The sequence below is a fragment of the Nesterenkonia suensis genome (assembly GCF_054782935.1).
The window spans coordinates 765731-780745 of the sequence record NZ_BAAGRN010000001.1 but is presented as its reverse complement, the minus strand read 5'-3'; the positions used below and the strand labels follow the sequence as shown (position 1 = coordinate 780745).

General features: G+C 67.9%; 17 protein-coding genes, 1 other RNA gene and 1 pseudogene. 7 read left to right on the top strand and 12 right to left on the bottom strand.

The features are described 5' to 3' along the window. Positions 1–56 precede the first annotated feature (56 nt). The 7 genes from ACYVKI_RS03385 (at position 57) to smpB (ending at position 5149) form a co-directional block, all read left to right on the top strand. Positions 57–1061: a metal ABC transporter solute-binding protein, Zn/Mn family gene (locus ACYVKI_RS03385; RefSeq protein ID WP_460688924.1), complete on the top strand. Its 1005-nt coding sequence runs from the start codon at positions 57–59 to the stop codon at positions 1059–1061. Continuing rightward, the gene (locus tag ACYVKI_RS03380) at positions 1058–1843 is read left to right on the top strand and encodes a metal ABC transporter ATP-binding protein (RefSeq protein WP_460688923.1); all 786 of its coding nucleotides are present in this window, start codon (positions 1058–1060) and stop codon (positions 1841–1843) included. The genes ACYVKI_RS03385 and ACYVKI_RS03380 overlap by 4 nt, the downstream gene beginning before the upstream one ends. Further along, entirely contained in the window at positions 1840–2745 is a 906-nt protein-coding gene (locus tag ACYVKI_RS03375; protein WP_460688922.1) for a metal ABC transporter permease, read from the top strand. The genes ACYVKI_RS03380 and ACYVKI_RS03375 overlap by 4 nt, the downstream gene beginning before the upstream one ends. Beyond that, positions 2742–3485: a metal-dependent transcriptional regulator gene (locus ACYVKI_RS03370; RefSeq protein ID WP_460688921.1), complete on the top strand. Its 744-nt coding sequence runs from the start codon at positions 2742–2744 to the stop codon at positions 3483–3485. Before ACYVKI_RS03375 ends, ACYVKI_RS03370 begins: the two co-directional genes overlap by 4 nt. Before the next feature lie 60 nt (positions 3486–3545). Beyond that, positions 3546–4085, top strand: a complete 540-nt coding sequence (locus ACYVKI_RS03365) for a fluoride efflux transporter FluC (RefSeq protein ID WP_460688920.1) — start codon at positions 3546–3548, stop codon at positions 4083–4085. After that, positions 4082–4483 (top strand): fluoride efflux transporter FluC, encoded by a 402-nt coding sequence (locus tag ACYVKI_RS03360; protein WP_460688919.1) that lies wholly within the window; start codon positions 4082–4084, stop codon positions 4481–4483. Before ACYVKI_RS03365 ends, ACYVKI_RS03360 begins: the two co-directional genes overlap by 4 nt. A gap of 162 nt (positions 4484–4645) precedes the next feature. Continuing rightward, on the top strand, positions 4646–5149 hold the full coding sequence (smpB, locus tag ACYVKI_RS03355; protein ID WP_460688918.1) for an SsrA-binding protein SmpB: 504 nt from the start codon (positions 4646–4648) through the stop codon (positions 5147–5149). A 111-nt stretch (positions 5150–5260) separates the two neighbouring features. On the opposite strand, the gene ssrA is transcribed toward smpB, so the two are convergent. From ssrA to ACYVKI_RS03295, 12 genes and pseudogenes are all read right to left on the bottom strand, one after another. After that, positions 5261–5639: a transfer-messenger RNA gene (gene ssrA / locus ACYVKI_RS03350) on the bottom strand. Positions 5640–5761: 122 nt separating this feature from the next. Further along, on the bottom strand, positions 5762–6679 hold the full coding sequence (ftsX, locus tag ACYVKI_RS03345) for a permease-like cell division protein FtsX (RefSeq protein ID WP_460688917.1): 918 nt from the start codon (positions 6677–6679) through the stop codon (positions 5762–5764). Then, entirely contained in the window at positions 6676–8841 is a 2166-nt protein-coding gene (gene ftsE / locus ACYVKI_RS03340; RefSeq protein WP_460688916.1) for a cell division ATP-binding protein FtsE, read from the bottom strand. Before ftsE ends, ftsX begins: the two co-directional genes overlap by 4 nt. 154 nt (positions 8842–8995) lie before the next feature. After that, positions 8996–10108, bottom strand: a complete 1113-nt coding sequence (gene prfB / locus ACYVKI_RS03335; protein ID WP_460688915.1) for a peptide chain release factor 2 — start codon at positions 10106–10108, stop codon at positions 8996–8998. Between the two features lie 169 nt (positions 10109–10277). Next, the gene (locus ACYVKI_RS03330) at positions 10278–10760 is read right to left on the bottom strand and encodes a pilus assembly protein TadG-related protein (protein ID WP_460688914.1); all 483 of its coding nucleotides are present in this window, start codon (positions 10758–10760) and stop codon (positions 10278–10280) included. Positions 10761–10765: 5 nt separating this feature from the next. Continuing rightward, the gene (locus ACYVKI_RS03325; protein WP_460688913.1) at positions 10766–11209 is read right to left on the bottom strand and encodes a hypothetical protein; all 444 of its coding nucleotides are present in this window, start codon (positions 11207–11209) and stop codon (positions 10766–10768) included. 67 nt (positions 11210–11276) lie between these two features. Next, positions 11277–11705: a TadE/TadG family type IV pilus assembly protein gene (locus ACYVKI_RS03320; RefSeq protein WP_460688912.1), complete on the bottom strand. Its 429-nt coding sequence runs from the start codon at positions 11703–11705 to the stop codon at positions 11277–11279. A gap of 17 nt (positions 11706–11722) precedes the next feature. After that, positions 11723–11959 (bottom strand): hypothetical protein, encoded by a 237-nt coding sequence (locus tag ACYVKI_RS03315; protein ID WP_460688911.1) that lies wholly within the window; start codon positions 11957–11959, stop codon positions 11723–11725. A 116-nt stretch (positions 11960–12075) separates the two neighbouring features. Continuing rightward, a complete protein-coding gene (locus tag ACYVKI_RS03310) occupies positions 12076–13017 on the bottom strand; it encodes a type II secretion system F family protein (RefSeq protein WP_460688910.1) in 942 nt (313 codons plus the stop codon). Then, a pseudogene (locus ACYVKI_RS03305) lies at positions 13014–13490 on the bottom strand (type II secretion system F family protein); the annotation flags it as partial. The gene ACYVKI_RS03310 and the pseudogene ACYVKI_RS03305, both read right to left, overlap by 4 nt. Positions 13491–14212: 722 nt before the next feature. After that, positions 14213–14485 carry a hypothetical protein gene (locus ACYVKI_RS03300; protein ID WP_460688909.1) on the bottom strand — a complete coding sequence of 91 codons (273 nt, stop codon included), beginning with the start codon at positions 14483–14485 and terminating at the stop codon, positions 14213–14215. Positions 14486–14503: 18 nt separating this feature from the next. Beyond that, positions 14504–14758, bottom strand: a complete 255-nt coding sequence (locus tag ACYVKI_RS03295; protein ID WP_460688908.1) for a hypothetical protein — start codon at positions 14756–14758, stop codon at positions 14504–14506. Positions 14759–15015 lie beyond the last annotated feature (257 nt).

The following is a 15015-nucleotide window of genomic DNA, read 5'->3' as shown; positions in this document are numbered from 1 at the left end:
CACGACCCGCGAGCACCGCTTGCAACTTTAGGTATGCCTAAACCATACTGGGGGGCATGCTGCGCACTTCAATGACGACGACGTCCCTGTTCGCCCTCGGCGCCCTGGCCCTGAGCGCCTGCGCCGCCGACGGATCCGCCGACCCAGACGCCGGCGGCCACGACACCGGCGCCCCGGAGGCCGGCGAGGATCGGCCCGTGGTGCTGGCCACCTTCACCGTGCTGCAGGACATCGCCGAGACGGTCGGCGGTGACCGTGTCGACGTCCGCTCGATCACCCCGCTGGGCGCAGAGATCCACGAGTACGACCCCACCCCGGGCGATGTGCGCGATGCCGCCGAGGCCGACCTGATCCTCGCCAACGGCCTGGGTCTGGAGGCGTGGCTGGACCAGTTCCTCGCTCAGTCCGAGGCCCCCACGGTGACCGTGACCGAGGATGTCGATCCGCTGCCGGTGACCCGGCTGCCCGAGCACCCGGACGAGTCGTCCGAGATGCCGACCAATCCCCATGCGTGGATGTCTCCTCGGCAGGGCGTGACCTATGTGGACGGCGTCGAGGCCGCCCTGACGGAGCTGTCCCCGCAGGACGCCGAGGTCTTCGCCGAGAACGCCGAGGCGTTGCGTGGGGAGCTGGAGGACCTTGACGCCGCAGCACGCGAACGTGCCGCCGAGCTCGACGACGTCCACCTGGTCACCTGCGAAGGGGCGTTCAGCTACCTGACGCAGGATCTGGATCTCGGCGAGCATTACCTGTGGCCGATCAACGCCGACGACGAGGGCACACCGCAGCAGATCGAGGCCCAGATCCGATACGTCCGCGAGCACGAGGTGCCCACGGTGTTCTGCGAGTCCACGGTCAACGAGGCCGCCCAACAGCAAGTGGCCGAGGACTCCGGGGCCCAGCTCGGTGACCCGTTGTACGTCGACTCGCTCTCCGCGGAGGACGGTCCGGTGCCGAGCTATCTGGACCTGCTGCGGCATGGCCTTGAGCTGATCCTCGACGGAGCGGACCCTGACAACGCGGACCCTGACAACGCGGACCCTGAGGAAGCCGACCGGTGAGCGACCGAACCCCAGCCGCCATCGCAGTCGAGGGTCTCAGCGCCGGATACCCCGGGGTGCTGGCCCTCGAGCAGGTCGATCTGCAGGTCGGCCCCGGACGGCTGTGCGCCCTGGTGGGCGCCAACGGCTCGGGCAAGTCCACGCTGTTCTCCACTCTGCTGGGGCTTCGCTCCCCCGCCGCCGGGCGGGTGCGGCTCTTCGGCCGCGCCCCCCAGACGGCCCGCCGGCGGAACCTGGTCAGCTACGTCCCCCAGCACGATCAGGTGGACCAGGCCTTTCCCATCACGGTGGAGCAGACCGTCATGATGGGCCGCTATGGGCACATGGGCTTCACCCGACGCCCCCGCCCAGCCGACCGCGTCGGGGTCGATGCGGCCCTGGAGCAGGTGGGCTTGACCGAACTGCGGGCGCGCACCATCGGTGAGCTCTCCGGCGGGCAGCGGCGGCGAGCCTTTCTGGCCCGCTCGATCGCCCAAGAGGCACCGCTGATGCTGCTGGACGAACCGTTCGCCGGGGTGGACCGAGTCTCGGAGGCGCTCCTCGTCTCCGTGCTGCACCAGCTGCGCGACGCCGGCACCACGCTGCTGATCTCCACCCACCACCTCGAAGGCATTCCGGAGCTCGCCGAGGAGGTGGTCCTGCTGCACCGCACAGTGCTCGCCTCCGGAACCCCGGAGGACGTGCTCACCGAGGAGCGCCTCGCCCGAGCCTTCGGCACGGTGCTGGGCCTGGGGCCACCGGTGCACGGCCCGCAGACGCACGAGCCGGAGGCTGGGCGATGACGGCGCTGACCGACCTGCTGGTGGGGCCCCTGGAGTTCGGCTTCATGCAGAACGCCCTGCTCGTCTCCGTGGTGGCGGCGGCAGTGTGTGGCCTGCTGTCCTGCTGGCTGGTGCTCATGGGCTGGTCGCTGATGGGCGAGGCCGTGGCCCATTCCATCCTGCCGGGCATCGTGCTGGCCTATATCTTCGGGGTGCCGATGGCGGTGGGCGCTTTCGTGTTCGGCATGCTGGCAGTCGCCCTGATCGGCGGAATCAGCACGTCCGCGACGTTGAAGCATGATACGTCCATCGGAGTGGTGTTCACCTCGCTGTTCGCGCTGGGTCTGGTGCTCATTTCGCGGACTCCCAGCCAGACGCACCTGCAGCACATCCTCTTCGGCAATGTGCTGGGGACCTCCCGAACGGATCTCTACCAGGTGCTGGCCCTGGGTGCTCTCACCGCGGCGATCCTGCTGATCAAGCGCCGGGACTTCACGCTGCTGGCCTTCGACCGCACCTTCACCCACACCATCGGGCTCTCCGCCGCCGGCCTGTCCACCGTGCTGCTGATGCTGCTGGCGCTGACCACGGTGACGGCCCTGCAGACCCTGGGCATCATCCTGGTGGTGGCGATGCTGGTCATTCCAGGAGCCACCGCCCAGCTGCTCGCCCGCACGGTGGGCCGGATGCTGGCCGTGGCGTCGTCGTCCGCGGTGCTCTCCGCCCTGGTGGGGGTGTATGCGAGCTACTGGCTGGACATCGCCACCGGAGGCACGATCGTGCTGGTCCAGGCGGTGCAGTTCACCCTGGCCTATCTGTTCGCCCCACGGAGGGGGCTGCTGGGCCGGGTGACGCAGAGGCGCCGTCGCCCGGTGACCTCTAGACTTGATCAGGCTTCTGCGCTGACCGAGAGGATCCCATGACCCCGCGCACCTCCGCCCAGGGACGCTCCACCCGCACCGCCTCGGCGACGACATCGGTGGAGGACTACGCCAAGACCATCTATGGGCTGGCCGAGTGGGATGACGCCGCGGTCACCGCCTCCGCCCTGGCTCGGACCCTCGGGGTGTCGAACCCCTCGGTGACGCTGATGGTGCGCAAGATGGCCGATCTCGGCCTGGTGGATCATCAGCCCTATGCGCCGATCCGGCTGACCGAGCAGGGCCGCCAACTGGCCCTGGCGATGGTCCGTCGGCACCGGTTGATCGAAACTTGGCTGGTGCGCGAGCTCGGCTATGGCTGGGACGAGGTCCATGAGGAGGCAGAGAGGCTCGAGCACGCCGTCTCGGAGAACTTCGTGGATCGGCTCGATGACCGCCTGGGCCATCCGCGGGTGGATCCGCATGGGGACCCCATCCCCGCCCCGGACCTGAGCCTGGACTATCCGGACACTGAGCTGCTGTGCCGGGTGCCGGCGTCCTCTGCGGTCCGTCTGGAGCAGGTCGACGACGGCGTCCCGGACGCCCTGCGCGTGCTGGCGGAGCAGCAGGTGGAGATCGGCGCGCAGGTGCAGGTCACCGAGTCGGAGGCCGGCGACGTCGTGGTGGCCCGCACCGAAGCCGGCGAAGGCATCCGGCTCGCCCATGAGCTGGCCCATGCGATGCGCGTCTCGGTGGTGCGGCCTTCCGCTCCGGGGGCGCCTGCCTCCGGTGACGACGACTGATCCAGGGGCCCCATGGCCTGGCTGGCCGGCGTCGGCGGCGCGGCGTATTAGGCTTGGACGGTGTCCTCGCCAGTCGATCCCCCCTCAGCCTCCGCCACGCCATCAGCCCCACCGCTGGTGGCGCTGATCCTGCTGGTCGCCTGTGCCGGGGCGGTGGGTGCCCTGCTGCGGCTGGCCCTGGGGCACATCATTCCTGAGCACGGTATGAAGTTCCCGTGGACGACGCTGCTGATCAACATCTCCGGTTCCGGTCTGCTGGGCGTGCTCACCGGGGTGGCCTCGGTGCGTCCCTGGCTGCGACGCTGGGCCGTGCCGGTGCTGGGCACCGGGCTGCTGGGCTCCTACTCGACCTTCTCCCTGGTGGTCCTCTCTGTGATGCCCGCTGTGCCCGGCGGAGTCTTCGAGGAGCTCAGCGCAGTGACCTATGTGAATCCGGGAACTCTGGAGATGCTCTCCTATCTGCTGATCAGCGTCATCGCCGCGACCGGTGCGGCCGCAGCGGGGATCACGGTGGGGCGGGCCATGTGCGGCTGCGTGGAGGACCCCTACGCCGTCGCTACCGGTGCGCGGGAGTCGAGCCGCGGAGGTGACCTTCGATGACGACGACGCTCTCCGTCGCCCTGGTGCTCGGCGTCGCCGTCGGCGGGGCCGGCGGGGCCGTGCTGCGCCTGCTGCTGGACCGTTATGTGCGCTACGGGATCCTGGTGGCCAACACGCTGGGCTGCCTGGTGCTGGGCTTCCTCTACGGGGAGTTCTCCGCCCTGACCGCCGTGCAGCCGGCTCCGGAGGCCGGCGTCTTCTCGCCAGGAGTGCTCACCGTGCTCAGCTACGGACTCATCGGGGCGCTGAGCACTTTCGCGACCGTGTCGCTGCGCGCCGCCCAACGGTGGGCGGACGGCCACCGCCTGCAGGCCGCCTGGATCTGGCTGGTCAACATCGTCTGCGGCGTCCTCGCCGCCGGACTGGGCATCGCGATCTCCGGGCTGCTGGCTCCCTGACCGCTCCCCCGGCCTGCGCGTGGCAACGCCTGCGACCGGCTCAGGGGCACGACGTGAGACCGCCCACCTCTGAGGTGCTGGGTGTATCATGGACAGTCGGCTCGGCGGCCGGCCATGCGGCCGCAGAGACTGACACCGAGGAAACTGCGAGGAGGTGGCACCATGGCGAAGAAGAAGGCCGGCAAGGCGCAGAAGGATCCCAACAACCACGTGGTCGCCACCAACCGGCGCGCACGGCATGACTACACGATCCTGGATCGCTATGAGGCGGGGCTGGTGCTGACCGGCACCGAGGTGAAGTCCCTGCGGGAGGGGCAGGCCTCCCTGACCGACGGCTTCGCCGCGTTCTCGAACTCCGGGGAGCTGTGGCTGGAGCAGGTCCACATTCCCGAGTACCTCAACGGCACATGGACGAACCACAGCGCCCGCCGGAAGCGGAAGCTGCTGCTTCATCACAAGGAGCTGGTGAAGATCACCCGGCAGATCGAGTCGTCGGGCAATACGATCGTGCCACTGCAGCTGTACTTCAAGGACGGCCGGGCGAAGGTCGAAATCGGCATCGCCCGAGGCAAGCGGGAGTTCGACAAGCGGGAGACGCTGCGCCGCAAGCAGGACGAGCGTGACGCCCAGCGCGCGATGCGCTACCGCAACCGAGGCGCCGCCTGAGCGACTGCTGCTGACGGCGGACAGGCGCCGCGCCCCATGACACACCACACGACACGACGAAGGGCCGCCGGCTGACGAGGAGTTCCTCATCGGCCGACGGCCCTTCTGCGGTGGTGGAGACGGCGGGAATCGAACCCGCGTCCGATCTGGCATCACATGGACTTCTCCGGGCGCAGTCTGCGCTTCGGGTGTTGCTCGGCCCCAGCCATCGTGCAGACAAGTGGCTGACCCGGGCCCAGTCGTGTGATTGTCGAGCGACGCCCCCACGACGAAGGCGGCGCTCCAGTGGCTATCTAGCTGATGCCAGCTGCTGAGGCGATAGCGACCTCAGGCTGACAGACTCGCGGTCGCTGCTATCAGGCAGCGAGGGCGAAGTCAGTGCGCTTAGAATCGGCACTTATTGGGTTGCAGAATGGTATTAACGAGGGCACCCTGCATCCTCGGCCCGCTTCCCCATGCTCAACTCAGATCGTCGAAACCGATCGTCCCCATGTGTGATTGTCAATCATCGATCCTGCCGCACAGCCTGTGCGGAGCAGGTTTTTCAGTATACGACAACCGGCCCCCGGGCCACAATATTCCCGGCAGAGCCCGTAGGCCGCCCGTCCGAGCTCATACGCGCAGGTAGCGCCGGACCGTCAGCCAGGAGGAGAGCACCGCCAGCAGCACACCGATGAGAACCAGCCCGGGCATGATGAGCCAGGAGGCGGAGGCGTCGAGGAACTGGATGCCCGGCACCTGCTGGGAGAGCCACTGGCCCAGGAGGAACTCCGCGATCACCCAGGTCGCCGCGCAGGCCAGCAGGGAGCCGACGACGGCGGCGATCACCCCTTCGAAGACGAAGGGCAGGCGGATCATCGATTTGGAGGCCCCGACCAGGCGCATGATGCCGGTCTCGCGGCGTCTGCTGAAGGCGGAGAGGCGGATGGTGGTGGAGACCAGCAGCACCGCACAGACGAGCATCACGGCCGCGATGATCAGCGCGACGATCGTCAGCCCGTTGAGGATCGCGAAGATCTGGTCGAGGACCTCCTGCTGATCGGCCACGTTCTCCACCCCGGGCGCCGAGGAGAACAGCTCCGTGACGATGGGGTACTCCTCGGGCTCGTGGAGCAGCACCCGGAATGACTCGGGCATGTCCGCAACCTCCAGCGAGGCAGTGCGGGCACTCTCCCCCCGGGACTCCAGGAAGTTCTCCAGCGCCTCCTGCTGAGACTCGTGGCGGAAGCTGGCCACGTACTGGCTGGCGGCGCCGTCCTCCAACGAGTGCTCCAGCGCATCCCGCTGGTCCGGGCTGATCGCCCCGGTGGGACACGTCGACTGGGCGGAGTTGTCCGTGCAGAGGAAGACCGAGACCTCGAGACGGTCGTAGAAGTCGTCGGTCATCTGATCGACCTGGGTCTGCATCAGGGCGGCGGCCCCGACGAAGGTCAGAGAGATGAAGGTGACCAGGATGACCGAGGCCACCATGGCCACATTGCGGCGCAGCGAGGTGAACGTCTCGCGCAGCATATACAGCAGGCGATTCATCTGTTCCTCCTCAGTCGTCGCCAGAAGGAGCGACGCTCACCGCTGACCCCGAGCTGTTCGGCAGTGCGGCGGGTGTCGGTGTACGTGGTCTGCGAGGCTGACGAGCGTGGCCGGGGAACCTGCCCCGACTCATCCGTGGGGGCGTCATCAGCCGCGGGGTCACCCCGATCCGAGGATGCCCGCTGGCCCGCGCCCGCATCGCGGTCATCGCCCGCATCGCCGTCCACCTCCTCGGGCTGACCCTCCTCCGGCGGCAGGTCGTCACCCCCTTCTCCCTCGCGCTCGTCCGGAGTCGCCGCGGGGTCACCCCCAGCAGGGCCGGCCGGCAGCACCGGGGGCCGTCGTCGAGGCCCCTGCCCCCGGTGGGCCGGATGCTCAGGCTCGTGGACAGGCGGCTCATCATCGCCGCTCTGCGTGCGGAACCGGGCGTCCTCGATCTCGTCACGTCGGGCCCGGGCGGAACCCGGGGGCGCCGGCGAGTCAGCGCTGCCGGCGCGATCGACCAGGCCCGGCGCGGCGTGGGTGAACCAGGACTCATGGAGGTGCTCGGCGACACCCTCCGGTCCGGCCGAGATCTGCGTGTGAGAAGAGACCGCCTCGCGCAGCGCATCGAGTCCGATCTCCGGAACATCCCGGTCAGCCTGCGGGCCAGGCGCCGGGCCGGAAGGGGCCGAGCCCGACGCCTCCGGGTCAGCGGGGACCGGCTCCTCGCGCTCGTCCGGAGTCGCCGCGGGGTCACCCCCAGCAGGGCCGGCCGGCAGCACCGGGGGCCGTCGTCGAGGCCCCTGCCCCCGGTGGGCCGGATGCTCAGGCTCGTGGACAGGCGGCTCATCATCGCCGCTCTGCGTGCGGAACCGGGCGTCCTCGATCTCGTCACGTCGAGCACGCTCGGACCCTGGCGCTGCCGGCGTGACTGCGCTGCCCGGGCGATCCACCGCTCCCCCGGAGGCGTGCGCGAGCCAGGAGAGCTTCGGTTTCTCGGCCACGCCTTCGGGCCCGGCGGACATCTGCGTGTGGGAGGAGACCGCCTGACGCAGCGCGTCCCGCAGTCGCTCCGGATCCGCGCCTTCACCTTCGGGCTCGGGCATGGTGTATCCGTCACGGCCCAGGTCAGGCATCTCGGCGCCGTCGAACTCGCCGGTGGGTTCTGGGAGCCCGGATTCCACCTGTTGGCTGCGCAGGTGCTCCGGCCAGGTCACCCGAATCCCCTCATCCTGGGCCGCGGGGGCCGGGTCCCGGTCCTGGTCGCCCTCCGCGCCGGTGCGAGTCGCTGATGCGTCCTCTGCCTTCTCTGCGTTCTCTGGCTTCTCTGCGTTCTCTGCGTTCTCTGCTGCTGAGGGCACGGGGTGCCCCGCGCTGCGGGCGGCGTCTGCGGTGACGGTGTGCGGCGCCGGCTCCGGCGCAGGGCGGGGGTCCTGGGCTCGGAGTCCGCCACTGGTCTCCTCGTCGCGGAGGATGCTCCAGGCGTGGGACCCGCGCGGGGGGTCATAGGAACCACGCTCGTCGTCACGGACCAGGGCGCCGTCGTGGAGCTGGACCACCCGGCGGCGCATGCGATCGACGATGACACGGTCATGGGTGGCCATGATGACGGTGGTGCCGGAAGCGTTGATCCAGCGCAGGATCTTCATGACCTCGTCCGAGGCGCGCGGATCGAGGTTTCCGGTGGGTTCGTCCGCGAGCACGATGGCGGGCTCATTGACGATGGCGCGGGCGATGGCGGCGCGCTGCTGCTCGCCGCCGGAGATCTCATGAGGATACCGGTGGGAGAGGTCCTCAAGACCGACCCGTTCCAGCACGGCGGTCACCCGCTGACGGATCTGCGAGCGCTTCGCCCCGATGACTCGCATGGCGAAGGCGACGTTGTCAAAGACGGTCTTGTCCGGCAGCAGGCGGAAGTCTTGGAAGACCATGCCGACGCTGCGGCGATAGTCGGGCACCCGACGCTCGAGCATGAGGCCGAGGTTCTGTCCAGCCACGGTGACCTTGCCCTGCTGCGGCAGCCCCTCGCGCAGGATCATGCGCAGCAGCGTCGACTTCCCGGAGCCGGAGGCGCCGATCAGGAAGACGAAGTCGCCACGGTGGAACTCCACGGAGACGTCGTCGAGGGCCGGACGGCCTCCCGGCTCATAGCGCCGTGTGACGTGTTCGAAACGGATCATCTCTCACCAGCTGCCCCGGCGCGCACCGGCCGTTCGGGGCACAGGTCGGGGAAGACGGACCGGCGCATTCTGACTCTAGTTCAGCAATGGGTGCTTTCAGCCCATCAGCGACGGCGTGCCGGAAGTTCCTGCCGCCGTCGGACCCACGGGCGGGTCAGTTCTCCAGCAGCGACTGGGCGCGCCAGCGGATGCCGGCGTCGATGAAACCGTCGAGGTCGCCGTCGAGCACCGCCGAGGTGTTGCCGACCTCGTGCTCGGTGCGCAGGTCCTTGACCATCTGGTATGGGTGCAGCACGTAGGAGCGAATCTGGTCACCCCAGGAGGCCTTGATGTCGCCGGCCATCTCCTTCTTCTCGGCGGCCTCCTCCTGCTGCTTGAGCAGCAGCAGTCGGGACTCGAGGACGCGCATGGCGGCGGCGCGGTTCTGGATCTGGGACTTCTCGTTCTGCATCGAGACCACAGTGCCGGTGGGCAGGTGGGTGATGCGCACCGCCGAGTCGGTGGTGTTCACGCTCTGTCCGCCCGGGCCGGAGGACCGGTAGACGTCGATCTTGAGGTCGTTCTCGTCGATGTCGATGCTGTCGGTGCCCTCGATGAGCGGGATGACCTCGACGGCGGCGAAGGAGGTCTGGCGACGGCCCTGGTTGTCGAAGGGGCTGATCCGCACCAAACGGTGCGTGCCGGCCTCCACCGAGAGGGTGCCGAAGGCGTACGGCGCCTTGATCTCGAAAGTGGCGGACTTCAGCCCGGCCTCTTCGGCGTAGGAGGTGTCGAGGACCTTGACCGTCCAGTCGCGCCGCTCGGCCCAGCGGGTGTACATGCGCAGCAGCATCTCGGCGAAGTCGGCGGCGTCCACCCCTCCGGCCCCCGAGCGGATGGTCACCACGGCGTCGCGCTCGTCGTACTCTCCGGCGAGCAGGGTGACGATCTCCAAGGACTCCAAAGCCTTGCGGATGGACTCGATCTCCTGGACCGCTTCGGCGAGGACGTCGTCGTCCTCCTCCTCCTGGGCCATCTCCACCATGAGCTCGACATCGTCGATGCGACCGGCGAGCTTGGTCAGGCGTTCCAGCTCGGTCTGCTTGTGGCTGAGCTGGGAGGTGATCTTCTGGGCGTTGGCCTGGTCGTCCCACAGATCCGGCGCGGCCGCCCGCTCACTGAGCTCCGCCACCTCGTCCCGGAGCTTGTCCACGTCGGTGACGTCGGTGATGCGGGTCAGGGTGGAGCGCAGGGAGCGCAGCTCGGTGGGGAAATCAGTCTCTGCCATAACGACACCACCCTACCGGCTGGCGCCGAGGTTCGTCTGCCGCGCCACCGCCACCGCCACCGCCTCCGCCTCCGCCTCCGCCTCCGACCCACGAGACGCGACGTGCGGGCCGGCCGGGCGGACGGGCCGCAGTCGGAGCGGACAGCTCGGGCGGACCGGGGACGGAGGTTCAACGGTTGAGGCTGACACGTGCATGCGACTCGGCGGTGACGGGGACCTCGGCCGGCAGGAACCAGCTGAGGATCGGCAGCTCGGCCGAGGCGCCGAGCCGCACATGGGCGGTCTCCCCGCCGTCGGCGACCCAGGCGTCGGTGACCTCCAGGTGCATCAGGCGGCCGGGGGCGCCGGATGCCTCCAGGTAGTCCTGAGCTTGAGCCCGGACCTGGGTGGAGGTCAGTGCGGGGGACGTGCCCGCCGTCGTGGCGCTCTGCGCGGCCGCGGAGGCAGCACCGTCGGCCGCAGAGAGGAGCTTGCGGGCCTCGAGGTTCACCGAAGTGGCGCCGACCACCACGGAGACCAGCATCAGCACCACCAGGATCATGCCCAGGATCAGCACGGTGGACTGGCCGGACTCCTCACGGTGCACTCTCAGGGCCCGGGACCTCAGGCGGCGCAGCCGCGATCCGTGGGCGTCTCGGGACGTGACGATCACGGCACTCACCCTCCTTGGATCTGCACCGATGTGGCGGACACGGCGACCAACGTGGGGTACCAGCCGCCGATGTCCGGGATCAGCGGGACAGGCACCTGGATCTCGACGGTGAAGGCCACAAGATCGCCGTCGGCGGTGCAGGTGCCCTGCGGACAGCTGCGCGTGACCGTGGCTCGCGCGGGGTCGATGTCGAAGTCCTGCAGAGTCGCCAGCACGGCGGCCTCACTGCGGCGCTCCGCCTGCGGATCGCCTCCCTCTGTGGAGACGTACATCTTCGCCGCCTGGTCTGCCGCTCCGGCCGCGGCGTAGGTGGCGCCCTGGACGGTGGAGACGCCCACCACGAAGTAGATGATCGGGATCAGCAGCAGCACCGCGAGCATGATGAACTCGACGATCGACGAACCGTCCTGGGCGGACGTCGAACCGAGGCGGCCTCGCAGGGCGGCCACGGCCCGTGCGAGGGCTCCCCGCGGCCGTGCCCGTCCGAGGTGAGGCTGCGCGTCTGACGGTAAGAGCTCACTCGAACTCATAGGCCCGCCCCTGCACCTCGAGAGTCCCGACTCCGGGACCGATCCCCATCAGCGGAACCGCCGCGCGGACGGTGATCCGCAGCGTGCGACCTTCCTCCTCCTCGACGTAGCTGTAGCTGACCTGGTCAGCGTGGCCGACGGCGACCGACGAGCGGATCAGAGACTGCGTCCGGGCGACACCGTCCTCGGCGGTCCGATCGTGCAGGGCGCCGAAGCGGGCCCCCTGAGAGGCCGCATCGATCACGGCGTTGCGCACGTGGACGAAGGTGGTGAGCTGGATTACCGCCAGTGTCAGCACGATCAGCAGCACCGCCACCATGGTGAACTCCGCAGTGGCCGCACCTCGCTCCTCCTGCAGGCGAGCCCCGCGCCACGGGCTCTGCTGCCCTGCGCCCGGGGTTCCCGTCGTCCGCATCGCTGCGTCACCGACGGTCAGCGCGACACCTGCTGGATGGCGTCGCTGAACAGACCTTGCAGGGCCGGCTGAGCGACAGCGAGGAGCCCCGCAACGAGCACCGCGCTCATCAGAGTGATCATCACCCAACCGGGCACATCGCCGCGCTCCTCGGTCTGCAGACGGGTCAGCAGCGCCGACAGGCCGCCGGTCGGCTCGATCTCCGCAGAACCTCGGGTGTGCGGCGCCTGGGTCGGGGTCTCGTCTTCGTGCATGGTGGTGTTCCTCTCCGGTTCGGTGGTGGATGATGGTCGGTTCGTTCAGTCGCCGCAGTGCGTCGAGGCACGGGACGATCAGCGGGGCAGATGAGCAGGTGATGGCGGTGGTGAGGTCACACTCCGATCGAGAGCAGTTCGAGTCCGGGATAGACGGCGAAGATCACCGTCAACGGCAGCACCCCGAAGACCAAGGGGATGAGCATCGAGATCTCCTTCTTGCCGGCGGTCTCCATCAGGTCACGCTTGGAGAGGTCCCGCACGTCCTCTGCCTGTGCCCGCATCACCTCGGCCAGCGGGGTCCCCCGGTCCATAGCCACGATGATGCCCTCCAGGAAACGAGAGATCGGAGCAGACTGGACGCGCAGCGACATCTCCTTCAACGCCTGGGAGAAGGGGGAGCCTGCCTGAGTCTGGTGCAGCACTCGGGTGAGCTCGACGTTGAGCTCACCCTGGGAGACCCGACTGACCCGCTCGAAGGCCCCCGGAGCGCTCTCCCCGGCACTCACTGCCAGGGCGATCATCTCGGCGACCGTGGGAAACTCCGCAAGCATCCGGCTCTGTCGACGACGAATCTGGACGGTGAGGAGGTTGTCACGGAGGGCGAAGCCGAGCACGGCCAGCACCACCACGCTCAGCACAGCCAGCACGCCATGGAACTGGCCGGACATCAGGGCCAACAGGTTCACCGCCGCACCCAGCACCGCGCCTGCCGCTCCCATCATCAGCTGCTGAAGCCGGAACTCCGAAGGAGAGACGATGGAATCGGCCTGGTCCAGCCGCCGTTGGAGCGCGGCGACGTCGATGCTGAACCGATCCAGGCGGACGATGGTCGCCTTGACCAGCGGGATGAAGATGCGCCCGACAGCTCCGATCTGGACCAGAGGCCGTCCCGAGCTGGTGAACAGGCCTTCTCCGACCCCCGTGGATCGCAGGGCAGGAGAGACCCTGTCCACGAATCGAGGCCTGTTCAGCACGGGCAGGGAGAAGATCGCCGTCACCAGCCCCAGTCCCAGGCCCAGCCCGGCGATGACCGCCCAGGTGATCGTCACGCTCACAGCAGCACCCGCCCCTCCCTCGGCAGGGCGCCGATGCGCAGCATGAGCCGATAACAGACCATGGACACCACCAACCCGACGGCGAGCACCATCAAGCCTGTCATGCCGCGATAGGCCGCAGCGGCCTCGGGCTGAGTGGACAGCAGCAGCACCACGATCCATGGGGCAGAGACGGCAAGCTTCGCGGCATTGACCGTCCATGACTGCCGAGCCTCCAGCTCGCTGCGCGTGCGGGCGTTCTCCCGAAGGAACTCGGCCAATGTCCCCAGCAGCCGTCCCAAGTCCGTGCCGCCGACCTCCCGCGTGATCGTCAGTGCGACGATGATTCGGTCTCCAACAGGATCAGCCAGCCGATCCTTCAGGCGGCGCAAGCAGGTCTGCATGTTCTGCCCGGCGCGGTAGTCCCGGGAGAACTCCACGAAAGGTTCGCGCAACGGCTCCGGCCCGGAGCTGCCGAGCTGCATGAGCGATTCTTAGACACGCAACAGCACATGAAAGACCCCCGCGAGGCGGGAACCTCCGGGGGTCAGGAGAACCGCAAGACGGGCGGTTCATCGCTTCCAGTGTAGCCAGCACTGGCAGGCGGGGAAAGGCCCGTTGAGACAGGTTCTCCGGGCGTTTTCGATCGGGTCCCCGCCCTCATCAGGATCTCTGGTTACACCCTTCCGAACCTCGTGGTACCAGGACGAGGAGCCGCCGCAGGCCAGCGGCGGCTAGGCCCACAGCTTTCGACGCTCCGCTACAGCGGGGGGTCTAGTAGTCGTGGGGCGAATGGCGCAGAGCGGGGGCGGTGGTGTCGGGCTTTCTTGGGGAAGGGGATCATGACAAGCTCCAGTCCCGCCGCAGGCGGGTCCGCTATCTATCCGGGAGGAACTATGGACTCCATCAGCGACGTGTACTACGTGGATGACCTCAAGATATACGCGGTCGAGAATGACTGCACAGTTGTGGAAGCGCTGGAAACGTGGATGAGGCGTCACGGCTATTGCTCTTAGTTGGACGAGTCTAGGCCCCGGCCATGAGTGCCGGGGCCGACTTGTGTCTAAGGGTCGCATTTCAAATGCGACCGTCCCTACTTTCGGACGCAACGAGGCCCCTGGATGGTGACTTCATCCAGGGGCCTCAGCGTGTGCCCCGCGGGACGCCCGACAAGGGTCGAACGAGTTTCCTGTGTACGGGTGTCGTCGTCGAGTACCTACTTGCCGAACTTTCCGGTGCGGCGCTTCCTGTCCCATCGCACCAATTGGTGGGTCGTCCTCCGGTCGTAGCCAATGGACTCCATTGCGCTTACAACCTGGTCGATGGTGAGGCCTTCCTTGGCGCAATGGGCCAAGACGTTGGGCAGCATCTCTTCGGTCTGGCTATTGCGGGCCCATCCGTTGTTCCCTACATGGTCGATGAGATCAAGCAGCTTGATCTGCTCGTCGGTAAACCCGAGCCATTGGAAGTTGTGCGGCTTCTTGGCCATATCCCTGATCCTCGGAGTTCAGCGCGATGTCAGCGCGGATAGTCCGTCGGCAATCTGATGGAGGACCTGTTCGAGGGACTGGATCTGATCCGCATCAGTCATCCCCCAATGGCCGTGCTTCGGGTTCTCGTAGGGCTTGCCTGACTCGGAGGCCGTCTGCCCATAGGTGGCCTCGCGGATGAGATGCACATTCTCGTTCAAGCGTTCCAGAAGGCCAATGATGGCCTCATTCTGGTTGTACAAGTCGTTCAAGCTCGCGTGTGGCTCGTCCATGTGTCTCCCTTTCTGCTCGCGCTAAGCCCCAGGGCGGGGCATCACGGCCCACGCTAAGCTCTGGGATGTACCTGACGGTAGGGCTGAATGCTTTCGGCTGTGTATTGGACGTCGGTTGCTGCTGGGCCGCGCTGGTCATCACAGGCGCAACGCGTCCGACTCAGAGTCTCGACGGCTACTGCAACACCATCAGGAAAGCTGCAGCCCCCTGTGTTCTATGCCCCTCAGGGAAGGGTCTGTGTGCACCCATGGTGTGA

Bases quoted from the DNA above. Each gene is read 5' to 3' on its own strand.
- ftsX (WP_460688917.1), bottom strand. From the start codon at position 6,679: ATGAATCGCCTGCTGTATATGCTGCGCGAGACGTTCACCTCGCTGCGC.
- ACYVKI_RS03385 (WP_460688924.1), top strand. From the start codon at position 57: ATGCTGCGCACTTCAATGACGACGACGTCCCTGTTCGCCCTCGGCGCC.
- ACYVKI_RS03300 (WP_460688909.1), bottom strand. From the start codon at position 14,485: ATGGCCAAGAAGCCGCACAACTTCCAATGGCTCGGGTTTACCGACGAG.
- ACYVKI_RS03295 (WP_460688908.1), bottom strand. From the start codon at position 14,758: ATGGACGAGCCACACGCGAGCTTGAACGACTTGTACAACCAGAATGAG.
- ftsE (WP_460688916.1), bottom strand. From the start codon at position 8,841: ATGATCCGTTTCGAACACGTCACACGGCGCTATGAGCCGGGAGGCCGT.
- ACYVKI_RS03370 (WP_460688921.1), top strand. From the start codon at position 2,742: ATGACCCCGCGCACCTCCGCCCAGGGACGCTCCACCCGCACCGCCTCG.
- ACYVKI_RS03320 (WP_460688912.1), bottom strand. From the start codon at position 11,705: ATGCGGACGACGGGAACCCCGGGCGCAGGGCAGCAGAGCCCGTGGCGC.
- prfB (WP_460688915.1), bottom strand. From the start codon at position 10,108: ATGGCAGAGACTGATTTCCCCACCGAGCTGCGCTCCCTGCGCTCCACC.
- smpB (WP_460688918.1), top strand. From the start codon at position 4,646: ATGGCGAAGAAGAAGGCCGGCAAGGCGCAGAAGGATCCCAACAACCAC.
- ACYVKI_RS03360 (WP_460688919.1), top strand. From the start codon at position 4,082: ATGACGACGACGCTCTCCGTCGCCCTGGTGCTCGGCGTCGCCGTCGGC.
- ACYVKI_RS03375 (WP_460688922.1), top strand. From the start codon at position 1,840: ATGACGGCGCTGACCGACCTGCTGGTGGGGCCCCTGGAGTTCGGCTTC.
- ACYVKI_RS03315 (WP_460688911.1), bottom strand. From the start codon at position 11,959: ATGCACGAAGACGAGACCCCGACCCAGGCGCCGCACACCCGAGGTTCT.